The organism is Streptomyces sp. SM10, assembly GCF_002910915.1.
Taxonomy (GTDB): domain Bacteria; phylum Actinomycetota; class Actinomycetes; order Streptomycetales; family Streptomycetaceae; genus Streptomyces.
Genome location: NZ_NEUF01000054.1, coordinates 43,794 through 58,266, shown reverse-complemented (window position 1 = coordinate 58,266; position 14,473 = coordinate 43,794). Strand labels below are relative to the sequence as shown.

9 protein-coding genes are annotated in these 14,473 nt (G+C 67.3%); 4 read left to right on the top strand and 5 right to left on the bottom strand.

The window, feature by feature from the left end; genetic code table 11:
• Positions 1-500 precede the first annotated feature (500 nt).
• Together B9S57_RS07135 and B9S57_RS07130 are read left to right on the top strand one after the other, a co-directional pair.
• Entirely contained in the window at positions 501-1,367 is an 867-nt protein-coding gene (locus B9S57_RS07135; RefSeq protein ID WP_103514680.1) for a helix-turn-helix transcriptional regulator, read from the top strand.
• Positions 1,364-1,567: a DUF397 domain-containing protein gene (locus B9S57_RS07130; protein ID WP_181011261.1), complete on the top strand. Its 204-nt coding sequence runs from the start codon at positions 1,364-1,366 to the stop codon at positions 1,565-1,567. The genes B9S57_RS07135 and B9S57_RS07130 overlap by 4 nt, the downstream gene beginning before the upstream one ends.
• A gap of 74 nt (positions 1,568-1,641) precedes the next feature.
• Here the strand turns inward: B9S57_RS07130 and B9S57_RS07125 are convergent, their stop codons facing one another.
• From B9S57_RS07125 to B9S57_RS07110, 4 genes are all read right to left on the bottom strand, one after another.
• A complete protein-coding gene (locus B9S57_RS07125; protein ID WP_103514678.1) occupies positions 1,642-4,824 on the bottom strand; it encodes a type I restriction endonuclease subunit R in 3,183 nt (1,060 codons plus the stop codon).
• Positions 4,821-6,077 carry a restriction endonuclease subunit S gene (locus tag B9S57_RS07120; RefSeq protein ID WP_103514677.1) on the bottom strand — a complete coding sequence of 419 codons (1,257 nt, stop codon included), beginning with the start codon at positions 6,075-6,077 and terminating at the stop codon, positions 4,821-4,823. The genes B9S57_RS07125 and B9S57_RS07120 overlap by 4 nt, the downstream gene beginning before the upstream one ends.
• Positions 6,074-8,191, bottom strand: coding sequence for a class I SAM-dependent DNA methyltransferase (locus B9S57_RS07115; protein ID WP_103514676.1), 2,118 nt, complete (start codon positions 8,189-8,191; stop codon positions 6,074-6,076). Before B9S57_RS07115 ends, B9S57_RS07120 begins: the two co-directional genes overlap by 4 nt.
• 85 nt (positions 8,192-8,276) lie before the next feature.
• Entirely contained in the window at positions 8,277-10,448 is a 2,172-nt protein-coding gene (locus B9S57_RS07110; protein WP_181011260.1) for an N-6 DNA methylase, read from the bottom strand.
• 165 nt (positions 10,449-10,613) lie between these two features.
• Here B9S57_RS07110 and B9S57_RS07105 point away from each other — a divergent pair, with 165 nt between their 5' ends.
• Both B9S57_RS07105 and B9S57_RS07100 read left to right on the top strand, forming a co-directional pair.
• On the top strand, positions 10,614-11,840 hold the full coding sequence (locus tag B9S57_RS07105) for a DNA sulfur modification protein DndB (RefSeq protein WP_103514674.1): 1,227 nt from the start codon (positions 10,614-10,616) through the stop codon (positions 11,838-11,840).
• 53 nt (positions 11,841-11,893) lie between these two features.
• Complete coding sequence (locus tag B9S57_RS07100) at positions 11,894-12,514, top strand: hypothetical protein (RefSeq protein WP_103514673.1); 621 nt, start codon at positions 11,894-11,896, stop codon at positions 12,512-12,514.
• Between the two features lie 281 nt (positions 12,515-12,795).
• Here the strand turns inward: B9S57_RS07100 and B9S57_RS07095 are convergent, their stop codons facing one another.
• A complete protein-coding gene (locus B9S57_RS07095; protein ID WP_103514672.1) occupies positions 12,796-14,466 on the bottom strand; it encodes a DUF262 domain-containing protein in 1,671 nt (556 codons plus the stop codon).
• Positions 14,467-14,473 lie beyond the last annotated feature (7 nt).

Genomic DNA, 14,473 nt, shown 5'->3' with positions numbered 1-14,473 from the left:
GACCCCGGCCTGGTGTTTGTGCACCGCGTCGGGGTCGATTCGTTGGGGGCACCGTAAGCAGACGTGACTCTGCGCCGCAAGCTGATCACATTTAGTCATATCAGCTGGTTGTGGAGGGGCAGGGGGGTGGGGAGGTTTTCCCAAACCCTTCTTCTACCTACCGGGTGAACAACATCGCTCGGATCACGAAGCTCGCATCTTGGCCCCCGAATCCCGAAGCTCAAGCGTCGGGCCTGGCTCTTGATCGCTGTAACTCCAAGGTGTGAACGAGCCTGTTCCGGCGCACGAAGTTCGGCTCTCGAGTCCCGAGCGTCGGGCCGCTCCTTCGAGGGAACGTCGCGAGAATGACGGGCGCGTAACCGCGCAGCTCGTTACGGTGCCCGAGTGGGACGAGTCGGAGCGGGCGCCGCCGACACGGCAAATCTGTGAACGGTCCCTCTCTCGGCTTGTTTGTACGCAGTTGGGTGGGACGTGTACGTACGTGGGGCAGGCGGTGGCGGGTGACGCAGGATGAGGCGGTTGCGGGTGAGGGTGTGGAGCACCCGCCGGGGACGCGGCCGGAGGGACAGTCGGAGAACGGGGTGGCGGTGGCGTTCGGGCGCCAACTGAAGCTGCTGCGGACGCGGGCCGGGCTGGACCGGGTTGAGTTCGGCAAGCGGGTGGGGTACGCCGCGCAGTCGGTGGCCTCGTTCGAGCAGGGGCGGCGCGTCCCGCAGCCGGGGTTCGTGGACAAGGCGGACCGGGTACTGGAGGCCGGCGGGCTCCTGGTGGCGTTGAAGGAGGAGTTGGCTCGGTCGCAGTATCCGGCGTTCTTCCGGGATGCTGCGCGGTTGGAGGCGAAGGCGGTTGCCCTCTGCGTATACGGGCTGTACGCGGTGCCAGGGTTGTTGCAAACGGCAGACTATGCGCGGGCTGGATTCCAGCAAGAGCGTCCGCTTCTTGACGACGAAGTCATTGAGCAAGGGGTATCTGCTCGACTGGCCAGGCAGGAGATCTACGACCGACGTCCTGCACCGCTGTTGAGTTTCATCGTCGATGAGGCCGTACTTCGCAGGCCGATCGGTGGTCGGCCAGCGCTACACGGCCAGTTGGAACAACTGTTGCGCCTTGGAAGGAAGCGCAACGTCGAAGTGCAGGTGATGCCTCTGGACCGAGAGGATCACGCGGCGCTCGGAGGGCCGTTCACGCTGATCGACACCGCGCAGGGGCAGCGCATCGCGTATGCCGAAGTGCAGGGTGACAGCCGTCTCTACACAGGTCTTGCAGCAGTCCGAGAACTCGAAGCCCGTTATGGCATCATCCGGTCACAGGCTCTCACTCCACGTGAGTCCTCGGAGTTCATCGAGAAGCTTCTGGGAGAGAAATGACCATGCACCACACCAGGCTGGCGACCTCCGATTTGGCGTGGTTCAAGAGCAGCTACAGCACCGGCAACGGCGGCGAGTGCGTTGAGGTCGCTGCGGCTGCCACCCAGGTGCACATCCGGGACTCGAAGCAGTCGAACGGCCCGGTGCTGACAGTTGGCCCCAAAGCATGGGCCGGGTTCGTCGGGATCGTCGCCGGCTGAGCAACGTGCGCGGGAGGGCCCCGCCGGCGACGCTGATTCGGCGTGCGGCGGGGCCCTCCCGCGTACGTAGGGGCCTACTCGTCCACGTTCTCCTCGCGGCGGATCATCCGCCACGCCGCCCGCCGTGCGCTGCGGTCCAGGTTCGAGCGGAAGCTCTTGTCGGGGCCGAAGTACTGGCGCCCTATGCCGGCGGTGTTCTCGATGTGGTCGGCCATGTTGTCGGCGAAGGCCCGGTCGAAGACCTTGCCGAAGTTGGCCTCGTCGTTGACGACGGCCGCCGCCCGGACCTTGGGGTCTTCCTTGGTCTTGTTGAACGGCTTGCGGACGTCCTCCTCGGTGAAGTCCGTGCCGAACTTGGCGTTGAACGCCTCGATCAGCTCCGACAGCAGCGACTTCTCCTCCTCCGCCGCGCCGCCTGAGCCGTCACCGAACCCTGGGAGTTCGGTCGAGCCCTCGGGGTTCAGGGAGACGTCGTATTCGCCCGTCTTCTCCACGCGCAGGTGACTGAGGTCGATCTCGCCTATGTCCACGCCACCGTCCGCGCGGCGCGGAAGCCGGTTGAGGAGGTAGCGGCCGTAGAGGTGGAGGCGTTCCAGCTCGGGGTCGTGGTACGGGACGATCTGGGCGAGGAAGCCGTACTTGCGTACGTAGTCGTTGAGGTTCGCGCGGAAGTCCTCCGCCGTCTCCACGTCGTCCTCCTCCTCGCTCTCCACGAGCGGCGTGAAGCGCGCGACGGCGGGGGAGAGCAGCCGGTACAGCTCCGCGTGCAGCTTCTCCCACTTGGCCTGCGAGCCGGCCGCCTTCTCCTTCGCCGCGAAGTAGGCCGTGGCGAACTCGTCCATCTCCGACTCCGAGATGATCGGCGCCGACATCACCCGGCTCTGCGCGGTGTAGAGCAGGTTCGGGTCGGACGGGAGGGTGTTGGCCTCCTCGAAGTACGGGCGGAACGCGTCCCGGATGTCCTCGGCGTCGTTCACGAAGTCCAGGACCGCCAGGTCGGCCTGGGCCTTGTGGTCGGCGGTGCGGTTGAGGCGGGAGAGGGTCTGGACGGCAGAGATCCCGGTCAGCGTCTTGTTGACGTACATGGTCGTCAGCAACGGCTGGTCGAAGCCCGTCTGGTACTTCTCCGCGACGACGAGGATCCTGAACTCCTGCTGGCCCCGGCCGCCCGCGCGTGCCGCCTTGTCATCGGCCCGCGTGTAGGCGAACGCCTTCGGCAGTGCGCTCTCCGCGATCCCGCCGTTTTCCTTCGGCTCGGTCGTCTCGTCGTCATCGCCTATCTTCAGCACGCCGGAGAACGCCACCAGGACACCCAGGTCCGGGTACTTGGTGTCGTAGTCCCGGTCCTTGATGTAGCTCTTGATCGCCCGCGCCATCTCCACGGCGGACTGCCGCGAGGCCGTCACGACCATGGACTTGGCCCGCCCGCCGAGCCGGCCCCGGGAGTGCGTCACGAAGTGCTCGACGATCACCTGGGCATGCTGGGAGACGGTGTGCTCGTGGGTGAGCGCGTACCGGGCGAGCAGGGTGTTGGCCCTGGACGGGTCCACCTCCCGCTCGTCCGCGTTCTGGTTCACCAGCTTCCAGTAGGTGTTGTACGTGACGTAGTTCCGCAGCGGATCGAGGATGAAGCCTTCCTCGATGGCCTGGCGCATGGAGTACGTGTGGAAGGGGCGGTAGGCCGACTTGCCGTCCACGGTGTCTTCCGTGCCGAAGAGTTCCAGCGTCTTCGCCTTCGGGGTGGCGGTGAAAGCGAAGTAGGAGAGGTTCGCGGCCTGCGAACGCTCCGCGGCCTTCTTCCTCAGCTTCTCGTAGACCGTGACGGCGCTCGCGCCCGGTTCGTCCGAGTCCGCGTCCAGGCCGAGGTCGCGCAGGGCGGCCTTGACGGCGGTGGAGGCGTCGCCGGACTGGGAGGAGTGGGCCTCGTCGATGACGATGGCGAAGTTCGTGCCCTTGATCTCGGTCGGGTTGCGCTCGATGTAGTCGATGAGCGCGGGGAACGAGTGCAGGGTGACGGTCACGATCTTGCCGGTGTCGCGGGACAGCGCACGGGCGAGCTGCTCGCTTTTCGAGCCGTGCTTCTCGTCCACCTTCACGACCAGGCCCTCGGTCTGCGAGAAGCTGCCGACCGTCTCGCGGAGCTGCGCGTCGAGGTTTCGGCGGTCGGTGATGACAATGACCTTGTCGAAGACCGGCGTACCCGGCTTGATCCGGCCGGCGGACAGCGCGTCCGGGTCGAGAGTGCGGGGGTCGGTGTCGGCGTGGAGGTCGCTCAGTCGGTGGGCGAGCCAGCCGATGGTGTTCGACTTGCCGGAGCCGGCGGAGGCCATGACGAGGTAGTTCTGGCCGACGCCGAAGGTCGCGGCGTGGGTGGTGAGCTTCTTGACCACGTCCCACTGGTGGAAGCGCGGGAAGATCGTCGACTTGGTGGTACCGCCGCCGGGGGTCTTGTTCTTCTGCTGATGTACGTACCGCTGGAGCAGGTCCAGCCAGTTGTCCCGCGCCCAGACCTGCTCCCACAGGTAGGAGGTGGCGTACGTGCCGTACGCGGTGGGGGCCGGGTTTCCGGCGCCACCGGGCAGGCCGGCACCGTTGGAGCCGGTGTTGAACGGGAGGAAGCGGGTGTTCTTGCCCCGGAGCTGGGTGGCGACGAAGATGAGGTCCGGGTCGACGGCGAAGTTGGCGATGACGCGGCGGGTGAAGATCGGCTCGGTGGGGTCGCGGTCGGTGCGGTACTGCTCCTTGGCGTGCTCGACGCCCTGCCGGGTGATCGGGTTCTTCAACTCGGCGGTGGCGACGGGGATGCCGTTCAGGAACAGGGTCAGGTCGAGCTTGTTGCCCCAGTCGGCCTGCTTCGTGGCGTAGGCGAGCTCGCGTACGACGGTGAGGCGGTTGGCGCGGTAGCCGTCCAGGACGGAGTCGTCGGTGACGAGGTTCGGCTTGAAGTAGGCCACACGGAGGCGGACGCCCCGGTCCTTGACGCCGTTGCGGAGGACGTGGAGGAGGCCGTCGTCACTGATGGCCTTGTCGAGGCGCTGGGCGAAGCCGCGCTCGGCGGCGTTGACGTCATTGCCATAGACGGCGGCGAGCTCGCTCCATTCGCGCGGCTGACTCTCGTTGAGGAAGGCGAACAGCTCTTTGGCGTCCAGGCCTCGGTCTGCCGCGTAGTCCTCAGGACGTGCTTCACGCCAGCCGCGCTCGGTCATGGCCGAGACGATGGCTTCGCCGAAGGCGGACTCGCTGTGTATGGGGCTCATGCCGTGACTCCGTCCGTTACGTTGCGGCCGCTGGCGGTGGAGACGTCGAACTGGCCGGTCACGGCGGCGGTGATGAGGGCTTGGCGGCGTTCGGCTACCAATTTGCGGTGCTGAGCCACGCGTGATCTCAGAGCTTCGTGTGTTGCGATTGCGCCACCAGCCTTTTGGGCCAACGTTTTCTGTACGGCAGGGTTGGGCGTGGGGATCATCACTCGCTTCAGATCCCAAATGTTGATCCCTTTGATTGTTGCCCCTGTGATGCGCTTTTGGATCTGATGTGCGACTAGAGGGGATCCGAGTACCAGGCGTAGCCAATTGCGGTTGGTGGAGGCTCCGATGGAGATCCGTGCAGCATCCTGTGTGAGGTTGGCCCCCGCCAACTCGGTTGGCACGGTCGCAAGTTCGCCAACACTTCCGCGGATGGCGATCACCAAGTCGCCGCCAATGAGACGAGATCGTTCGTAGGAGGACTCGACTTCATGGGTCGTCCGATTCAGGGTCGCCAGCGAGAGACGGTTGGCGGCGACATCTCCACCTTTTACGATCGGAACCCCGTCAGGAACATTGGGGCCAGGCAGCACGATGCCGTACATGATCTGTCGAAATTGATCGGTTAGGTGCATGAGAGGAGTCCATCGCCACCCCGAGGGCAAGTCGTCTTGAGCCTCTTGTGTGTCCGCGTTCAGTACATTCGCAAGGACAGTGCGCTCTCGCTCTCGAACGTCCTGATCGAAGCGATGCAGCGCGGTGGTGAGCTGAGCCATGCGGGCGGTTTCTGCGTCGAGGAAGTCAGCGATGCGGCGCTGCTCATCCAGAGAAGGAAACCATAGCTCTACCCCTCCCAATTCGTCGGCGTTGAGGTGCGGCTGAGCGGCTCGTGAGCTGGCCAGCTTCATTTGATCCAGGGCCACAGAACTCAGCAGTGAATGTGCCAGGTATCGAGAGTCGGCTCCCTGCGGAGTGACTCGAAGGTCGTAGCCTGGTGCACTTCCAATCCACTTCCCAGAAACTCTTGCTGAGTCTCCTGTGTAGGCGCCACTTCGCACGACGAGAATTTCCCCTTCCCGAAGAAGTGGTGCTCTCTCGATGGGAAGGTCTTCCAACTTCGCTCGGAGTAGACCACTTTCTGTGATCTTCCCCCTTGTGATGTTTGTTGCTCGGAGAATAGGGACTCCGTAGTCCGAAAGTTTCGGCGGCTGCCCCAGCCCGTATTGAACACGAGCTACACGCTTCAGTGGAATATTTGCGTTCATTCCGTAACCTCACCCAGCAGTGCCTGAATCTCCGCTTCGAGCGTCTTCAGCTCAGCGTCGATCTCCGCCAACGGTCGCGGTGGCTTGTACACGTAGAAGTGCCGCGTGAACGGGATCTCGTATCCCACCTTCGTCTTCGTGTGGTCGATCCACGCGTCCGGCACGTGCGGGTGCACCTCCCGCTTCAGGTACTCTTCGACGTCCTCGCCCAGCGGCACGTTCTCGTAGTCGCGCAGCTCGCTGTCCGGCTCGGGTTCGCCGCCCTTGAGCAATTGAACCTCGCCCTCCGGGTCCCGCACCCCCACCGTGTCCCGCAGCGCCTTCGTGAACGTCGCACCCGTCGGCCCCTGCACCCCGGCATCCGCCATCGCGCTCCGCACCGCCACCTGCGCCTCCGACTTGGTCACCCAGGTTGAGTCCTTCAGCGGAAGCAGCGCATCGGCGAGCAGCGTGGTCTCGGTCTCCGCCAGATCCCGGAACCGCGCTTCCTCCTCGTCCGTCAGCTTCCGCCGGGCCTTCGCCTTCGCCGCCAGCTCCGGTTCGCGCGGCAGGAACCGCTCCTCCGCCCACTTCTGCACCGGCTTCGACGCGAGCAACGCGGCCAGCGTCTCCTCAGTCAGCTCGAACCGCAGTTTCAGCGGTCGTTCCACCGTGATCCGCTGGTAGCCGAACGCCTCGTTGTCGAAGACCTTCACCTTGCGGTGCAGCGGGTGTTCTGGGTCCGCCGCGACCGCCACCGCGTTCCCGTACAAGCGGGTGATGTCGGCGATGTGGTTCGGCTTGCCGCCCGTGCCGTCGCCCAGTTCCTTGCGCTTGTCGCCCAGCGACTTTCGCATCTTCACCCACTGGTCACGCGCGTCCAGCAACACGACTTTGCCCTTGTGCTGGGCGTCCTTGCGGTTCGTCAGGATCCAGAAGTAGGTGGAGATCCCCGTGTTGTAGAAGAGCTGGTCCGGCAGGGCGACGATCGCCTCCAGCCAGTCGTTCTCCAGGATCCAGCGGCGGATTTCCGACTCGCCCGAGCCGGCCGCGCCGGTGAAGAGCGGTGAGCCGTTGAAGACGATCGCGATGCGCGAACCGCCCCCGCCCTTCACGTCCACCGGCTTCATCTTCGAGATCATGTGCTGGAGGAAGAGCAGCGAGCCGTCGTTGATGCGCGGCAGGCCCGCGCCGAAGCGGCCGGAGTCGCCGAGGCTGTTGTGCTCGAACTCCACTGCCTCCTTGACCTTCTTCCACTCCACGCCGAACGGAGGGTTGGCCAGCAGGTAGTCGTACTTCTCCCGCTTGTGGCCGTCGTCCGAGAAGGAGTTGCCGAACGCGATGTTCTCCGGTTCCTGCCCCTTGATCATCAGGTCGGACCGGCAGATCGCCCAGGACTCCGGGTTGAGTTCCTGGCCGCTCACCTCCACCGTCGCGTGCTCGTTGTACGCCTTGATGTGGTCCTCGGCCGCGCTGAGCATGCCGCCCGTGCCGCAGGCCGGGTCCATGACCGTGCGTACGACACCCGGCAGGCTCAGCGCGTCGCCGTCGGGAGCGATGAGCAGGCTGACCATGAGCTTGATGACTTCGCGCGGGGTGAAGTGTTCACCCGCGGTCTCGTTGGACTGCTCGGAGAAGCGGCGGATCAGCTCCTCGAAGATGTACCCCATCTGGTGGTTGGACACGGCCTCGGGGCGCAGGTCCAGGTCGGTGAACTTGCCGATGACCTTGTACAGCAGGTTCGCTTCGTCGAGCGCCGTGATCTGCTGGGCGAACTTGTACTTCTCCAGTACCTCGCGGGCGTTGGGCGAGAAGCCGGCGACGTACATCTGAAGATTGGTGGCCGCGTTGCCCGCGTCACCGGCAATCTTCTTGAGCGTCAGGCCGCTCGTGTTGTAGAACGAGTGGCCCGCGGCACGTGGCAGGAAGTAGTCAGGGTCGAGGTCCTGTTCCTTGCACCGGACGACCTCCTCCGCGACCTTCTCCCGCGTCGGCTCCAACACGCACTCCAGGCGGCGCAGCACCGTGAACGGAAGGATGACCTTCCCGTAGTCGGACTGCTTGTAATCGCCGCGCAGAAGGTCGGCGACGGACCAGGCGTGGTTCGCCAGCTCCGTGTGCTTGCTGCTGTTCAAGGGGTTCCCCGGTTCCATATCGACCCCGCTCTACCGGAGCGGGTATGGGCAAGTGTGGTGGTTACGTGAAGGGCGTGGTGCTGGTTCAGGCCGATCCGTCATCAGGGGCCGTGCTGTCCCTGGTCGGCATCGGGGACGGGATCAGGCCGCCGCCGGTGAGCCCGCCCGCCAGCAGCCGTGCCGTCTCGTCGGCCAGTTCCGTGGCGCGCGCGGCCTCGGCCCGCAGCCTGTGCACGCGCCGGAACGCCTCGCCGTAGCGTCTCTGCTCCTCCAGCGGCAGCAGTGGCACGCGTAGCCGCCCCGGGCTCACATGCACAGTCGTGCTGCCCGTCGACGCGGCTGCGATGTTCTCCGCCGAGCCCAGGAACCCAGCGAGGAACCACGGGTCGAGCCGCGCCGGGTCGGGCCGGAAGAGGTGGACCTGGGGGCCGAGCAGCGCCCCGGCGTCCGCCTCGTCCGTCACCCGGGCCATCGCGCCGTTGCCGCCTGCTAGCGCCCGTACGAGGACGTCGCCGGTCGCGATCACCGGCGCCGAGTCCGTGCGGAGGCTGCCCGGGGCGCCGGACGGGGCCGTCCCCCGCGCGATGTCCGTGCCGGTGAGCACGGCACGTGACGCCGCTGATGTGTCGACAGCGGACTCCCGCCCCTCCGGCGCCGTCCGCAGCAGGGCGAGCGCGCCACCCCGTGCGAGGTCTGCCGCGGTGGCCGTGCGCCACTCGCGGGGAGAGGGGCCGGCGGAGCTCCAGTCGGTGTAGCGCGCCGCCTTGCCCAGCGAGGCAGCCCCGGCGACGAGCCGGCGGCGTACCTCGTCCGTCTCCCGGGCCAGGTCCGCCGGGGCGATGTCCGTACGGGAGGCGCGGACATGACGGGCGGGCGTGAGGTCGACCTGGTCGTCCAGGAGGTCGACCACCGGGACCGCGCGCGCCGTCCCCGGTTCGTCCGTGAACCCGTCGGGGGCCTCGGTGAACGCCGACCACTGGCCGAGCGCCGCAGCCGTGAGCGCGTCCCAGTCCAGGGCGGAACGGGTGCCACGCGTGCCGGTCGCCGTCGCCGCCGAAGCCGTCGCGACCCGGTCACCCGCTCCCGCCGGCTCAGCCGTGTCGACGAACAGCACCGACTTCCGCTCGGGGCCCGCCGGTTCGGGGCGTTGCAGCACCCAGATCTGGAGCCCCACGTGGAGGGGCGCCGCCGCACCTGGGGGAAGCGCGATGACGGCGCGGACGGCGCCGCTGCGTACAAGGTCCATCCGTACGCGACGCCCCGAGGCGCGGGAGGCCGTGGCCGGTGGGAGGAGCATCACGGCGTGACCGCCCGGCACCAGATGGGCCAGCACATGCTGCACCCAGGCGAGCTCGGACTCGGCACGCGGCGGGACGCCGTACGCCCAGCGGGCGTCGTACGCCAGCTCGTCGTGACCCCAGTCGCGGTCGCCGTAGGGCGGGTTGCACAGGACGGCGTCGACTGCGACCCCGCCGAAGGCGTCCGAGCGGAGGCTGTCTCCCGTACGGACCGTGATGTCGCTGTCCGGGGCGGCCAGCAGCAGACTCACCGCGCTGCGCTGGGCCTGTACGACCACGCTGTCCTGGCCGTACAGCTCGGTCGCTCCCTGTCGGGCCGCCGCGGCGAGCAGGGAGCCACTGCCGCAGGCCGGGTCGAGGACGCGGGCGTACGGGGCAGGCACCAGGCGGGCCAGGAGGTCGGAGAGGGGGGCGGGCGTGCGGTAGGTGCCGCCGGTCGAACTGTCCTCCAGCTCACGGTCCGCCAGGACGGCCAGCGCCGCCTCGCCCGTCCCGTCGTCCTGTACGCAGTGCAGCAGAGCCCGCAGGACGCCGATGTCCTCCCCTGCGAAGCGGACGGCCTCCGCCTCGGGGACGAGGTCCACGAGATCGGCGGATGCGCCTTCCGCGCGGACGATCAGGCTGGGGTCGGACAGGCCGGCCACATCCGTGCGCTCCTCGGGTGTGCAACGGGCGGCGGCCAGGACGAGAGGGAGCAGGCGGCCGGTCAGACCGCTGCCCCTCGGGTGCAGCCGCAGGGTGGTGCGCAGTTCTTCGGCAGGATCCGCCGTCGCCGTGTGGCCACGGGTGCCGAGCCATGCCCGTACGTCCACGAGGTCGTACAAGGGGCTGGACTCCGTGCCCCCCGACGGGGCCGGGAAGTCGTCGTGCCTGCGGCGCCAGTTGCTGACGGTGGCGCGCGTGACCCCGGCGATGCGTGAGATCTCGGCGGCGGTCACCTGGGCGGATGGCTGTGGCATGGCGGGAGTCCTGAGCCTCTCGGTAGTGAACAGCTCACAATCTACACCACTCGTCAAACCGATAATGCTGATTGACAGTGCTTTCACGGTTCTGCTTATCTGGTGTTGCTTCCGAGTGCATGTGCTCGGTCCGAGCTCGTCGAACCCGTGGGGGGAAGCATCGCCATGCGCATCACCATGCCGACCGCAGTCATCGAGGGAACCCAGCTCACCGTCATGCCCTTCCGGGCGGATGCCGTGATCGGGACCATGTCCGTCCCGACGCTCGTCCAGCTCGTCCCCTCGCCCCGCCGCGAGGAGGACACGAAGACGCTGAAGGTCGCCTCCGGCGCCGTGCGCCGCCACGCCGAACTGCGATCTCTTGTCCAGCGGGCGCTGAAGTCCACACAGAAGGGGAAGAACGTCGGCTCCTACGCCGAGTACATCGCCGACGGCGTCAACGGTGAGCTGGGCGCCGGCTGGTCCACCCCGCCGATCACCTTCTGGCACGCCGGACCGCTCGCCGCGCTCAGCGACGAACTGCTGCCCGGCACCGGACTGCGGACCCTGACCATCACGCCCGGCACCTCGGTCGTCGCCATCGACGGCGAGACCCAGACGACCGCCTGGCACGAGCTGTACGACGGCCCCGAGCGCTTCGGGCTGACCTACAACGAACTCGCCTCCGTGCGCGTCCCGTTCGAGCTGTACGTGGACCTGAGCGTGGCCGACGCACGCCAGATCTTCTACGACCGCAACGTCCAGGGAGTAGCCGTCGCGAAGAACCTGGCCATGTCCATGGACCAACGGGACTTCGCCACCCGCCTCGCCCACCGGGTCGCCGACGCCGTCAAGGTGGACGTCGAGGGCAAGCTCATCCCGTTCGCCAAGCTCGTCAACGCCACCAAGCGGCAGGTCGGCAAGTCCGACCCCGAGGTCATCACCCTGTCCGCCCTGCGTGCCCTCGTCATCACGGCGATCTACGGTCGCAACGGGCTGACCAGGTCCGCGGAGACCGTCCAGGAGGACGAACTCCCCAACGGGACCGACGTCGCGCAGGTAGAAGCGTGCGTCGTGCCCTTGCTGGCGCGCCTCATCGCCGAGCACAGCGCCCACTTCGTCGCGCGCAGCGCCCTCACCGCTCCCGCCGTACTCGCCGGGCTCGGGATCGCCGTTCACCACACGACGCCCTGGGCGGATCCGGCGAACGCGCTGAGCCCCGATGCGCTGGAGCGCCTTCTGGCCGACATCCAGTGGGAGCGCGAGGCGCGCTACTGGGACGGCGTCGCCGCCAAGGCCGGCGCGACCGGGCGGCTCAACTTCAGCGGCGGCGTGAAGGACTCCGGCGGCCGGGTCGCCGACGCGATGCTCTACCCGGGCACGGAGGCGGGGCGGCGTATCAGGGGCCGGTGACGGTCTTCCTTCGCCCATCCCGACACACGACCACACACCCAGGAGTTCGCACGATGAGTCCCGACAGCTCGCAACAGCCCGGCCGTCCGCCCGCCCCTTCCTCCGGTACGCATCCGACCTGGACCGGACCGTCTCCGCACGGCGCGTTCCCGGGCGGACAACTGCCCCCGCCCGCCCCGCCCACCAGGCCGGCGTCGCGCGGCAGGGGGTGCCTCACCCACGGAGCGGTCGGTCTCGTCGCCCTCTTCCTCGGAGTCGGGATCGGCACCTCGGACGACCAGGCCCAGGCCACCGACGCCGCCGGCCCCGCGCCGACGGTGACCGTGACCAAGAGCGTCACCAAGGCGGTCGAGGTGCCGGGACCCACGGTGACGGTCACGAAGACCGCGACGGTCACGGCCCCGCCGCCCAAGCCCCCGAAGCCGAAGGGGCCGCCCACCACCGTCGAAGGGGACGGTGAGTACCTGGTGGGTGAGGACATGAAGGCGGGGACCTACAAGACCGCAGGACCCGAAGGAGGCTTCGGGTGCTACTGGGAGCGGGCGAGCAACGCCAGCGGCGAGTTCGACGCGATCATCGCCAACGGCAACCTGGACGGCAGCGGCCGGGTCACCGTCAACAAGGGCGAGGTCTTCAAGTCGACGCGCTGTCAGGAGTGGAAGCGCGTCGGGTGAGCGGCATCGAACGGTGACTGAGCGCGGCGCGAAGCAGCGCAGTTCCCTTCTCGCGCAATCCTGCCTCCTCGAGAAGGGGCGTGCCCTGGGGGCGACGTATGCGAAGGACAGATGGATCTGCACCGACCACACCTGCGTGGCACCTCGCACGAGGCCGTAGAGCTGGAGACGGCGCTGCTCGGGCGAGGGTAGCTCCCCCGTCGGCACTCATGGGCTGCTCTTCGACTCACGTACCGCGCCCGGCCATCGCGGGCGCGCGGTGACTGGCTTCCCGGGTTCGGCTACAGGCGCCATTCCTGAACCAGCAACCCGAGCAGTTCCGTCTGCCGCTTCTCCAGGTGCTCCGGTGTCCACGTGTCCTGCCCCAGTACCTGCGTGGTCAGGGGGAAGGTGACGACGCCCCGTTTGAGGTACCGCTCCTTCTTGGCGGTGAAGTCGAGGTTCTGCACCTGGGAGTTCTTGGTGCGGCTGAGCAGCACCAGATTGGCGAGCCGGTGCGTCCACTTCTTCCGCTCGTCCACGGTGAAGTCCGCACGCCACTGCGACTGGGCCCCGGGGTTCTGGGGGAGCACGTGCTCGACCGTGATGCGTGGAGCGTCGTAGGTGGCCACGATGTCGTCCTCGGCGACCAGTTCGTCGAGTCGCAGCAGGATGAAGCGGCGCGTCCGCAGCTCGTAGTAGACATCGCCGTCGAGCCGGGTCAGAGTCTCCGTCCGCTCGGCCTCGGTCAGCTGGAGCGCCGGGGCGTCCAGACCGAGGCCGTTGTTCAGCTCCGTCAGCAGTTCGGCGAACCGGAGCACACGAGGAGTGGTGTAGACGCGCCGTACGAACATGCTTGCCGCGAGGCGCTCGAGTTGCCGGAAGAACGAACCCAGCCACACCGGGTTGTCCCCGTGTGAGCGAAGAGCCCACAACGCGGCCGGCCACCAGTCGTTGTTGTCCAGCTGCAACAGCCGACGGAACCAGAGGTTGACCTGGGTCGACCCCTCCCCGGCCGCGTACGCCTTGTCGCGGATCATCGCGGACGCCTCGGCATAGGGGACGAGTACCTCATCCACGAACTCCTTGGCCCGTCCCCCCTTGTAGTGGGACAGGACCTGCGTCTGGAACTCCTTCAGCAGCTCCTGCCGTGCCCGCTCCCCCGAGAAGATCATGCGGATATGGAGGAAGAGGTCGGAGAAGTCCTCGCGGCCGAGGCTCTCCTCCGCGTCCTCCCACCGCCTGGCGTAGGTCTCCGAGACCTGTTCGTCGATCTCTCCGATGATCTGCGCCTTGAAGATGTCGGCGGGCGACAGGTCGAGACCTCGGGAGTTCATGACGCTGAAGATCCGGTGGGCGCTGTCCAGATCGGGGGTGCTGACCGCGACCAGGAAGGTCTGGATTCCCATCAACTTGCACAGCGCGAGCCGCTGTTCATCGGTCCAGGACGACAGAGTGGTGTGCAGCACCCGCGCGTTCGCCTGGACGGCCCTCTGCGCGTCGGTCCTCAGGTTGTGGGGGTTCAGCTCCAGAAGGGTCCTGATGGAATCGGAGGTCTGGATGTGCTGGTGGAAGAAGTCGGCGTCCCGGGGGCGCAGGGTGAGCCGAGGTTTCGCCTTCAACCCCAGGACCGTGTTTCCGGGCTCGGCGATCATCGCCACCAGGTTGGTCACCACGTCGGACTGCTGGGCCAGGTCGCGCAGGACGGCCAGCAGGATCGTCAGGGTCGTCAGCCGCTGCTGGCCGTCGATCACGTCGGCCTGGGCGGCGCGACTGTCCTTGACGAGCACCAGGGATCCGAGGAAGTAGGGCTCCCCGTCGCCCCGGAGGAGTGCCTCTTCGAGGTCGGCGAGCAGTTGCTGGGCCTGTTCGGTCTGCCAGGCGTAAGGGCGCTGGTAGTCAGGAATCCGGAAGTCGTAGTCACTGCAGAAGACCTTGTGCAGCGGCACTTCGCGCGCTTCGAGCTGAGCCATGATCGCA

Excerpts from the sequence above, each read along its gene's own strand:
- B9S57_RS07130 (WP_181011261.1), top strand. The coding sequence starts at position 1,364 with ATGACCATGCACCACACCAGGCTGGCGACCTCCGATTTGGCGTGGTTC.
- B9S57_RS07125 (WP_103514678.1), bottom strand. The coding sequence starts at position 4,824 with ATGAGCCCCATACACAGCGAGTCCGCCTTCGGCGAAGCCATCGTCTCG.
- B9S57_RS07120 (WP_103514677.1), bottom strand. The coding sequence starts at position 6,077 with ATGAACGCAAATATTCCACTGAAGCGTGTAGCTCGTGTTCAATACGGG.
- B9S57_RS07110 (WP_181011260.1), bottom strand. The coding sequence starts at position 10,448 with ATGCCACAGCCATCCGCCCAGGTGACCGCCGCCGAGATCTCACGCATC.
- B9S57_RS07105 (WP_103514674.1), top strand. The coding sequence starts at position 10,614 with ATGCGCATCACCATGCCGACCGCAGTCATCGAGGGAACCCAGCTCACC.
- B9S57_RS07100 (WP_103514673.1), top strand. The coding sequence starts at position 11,894 with ATGAGTCCCGACAGCTCGCAACAGCCCGGCCGTCCGCCCGCCCCTTCC.
- B9S57_RS07095 (WP_103514672.1), bottom strand. The coding sequence starts at position 14,466 with ATGGCTCAGCTCGAAGCGCGCGAAGTGCCGCTGCACAAGGTCTTCTGC.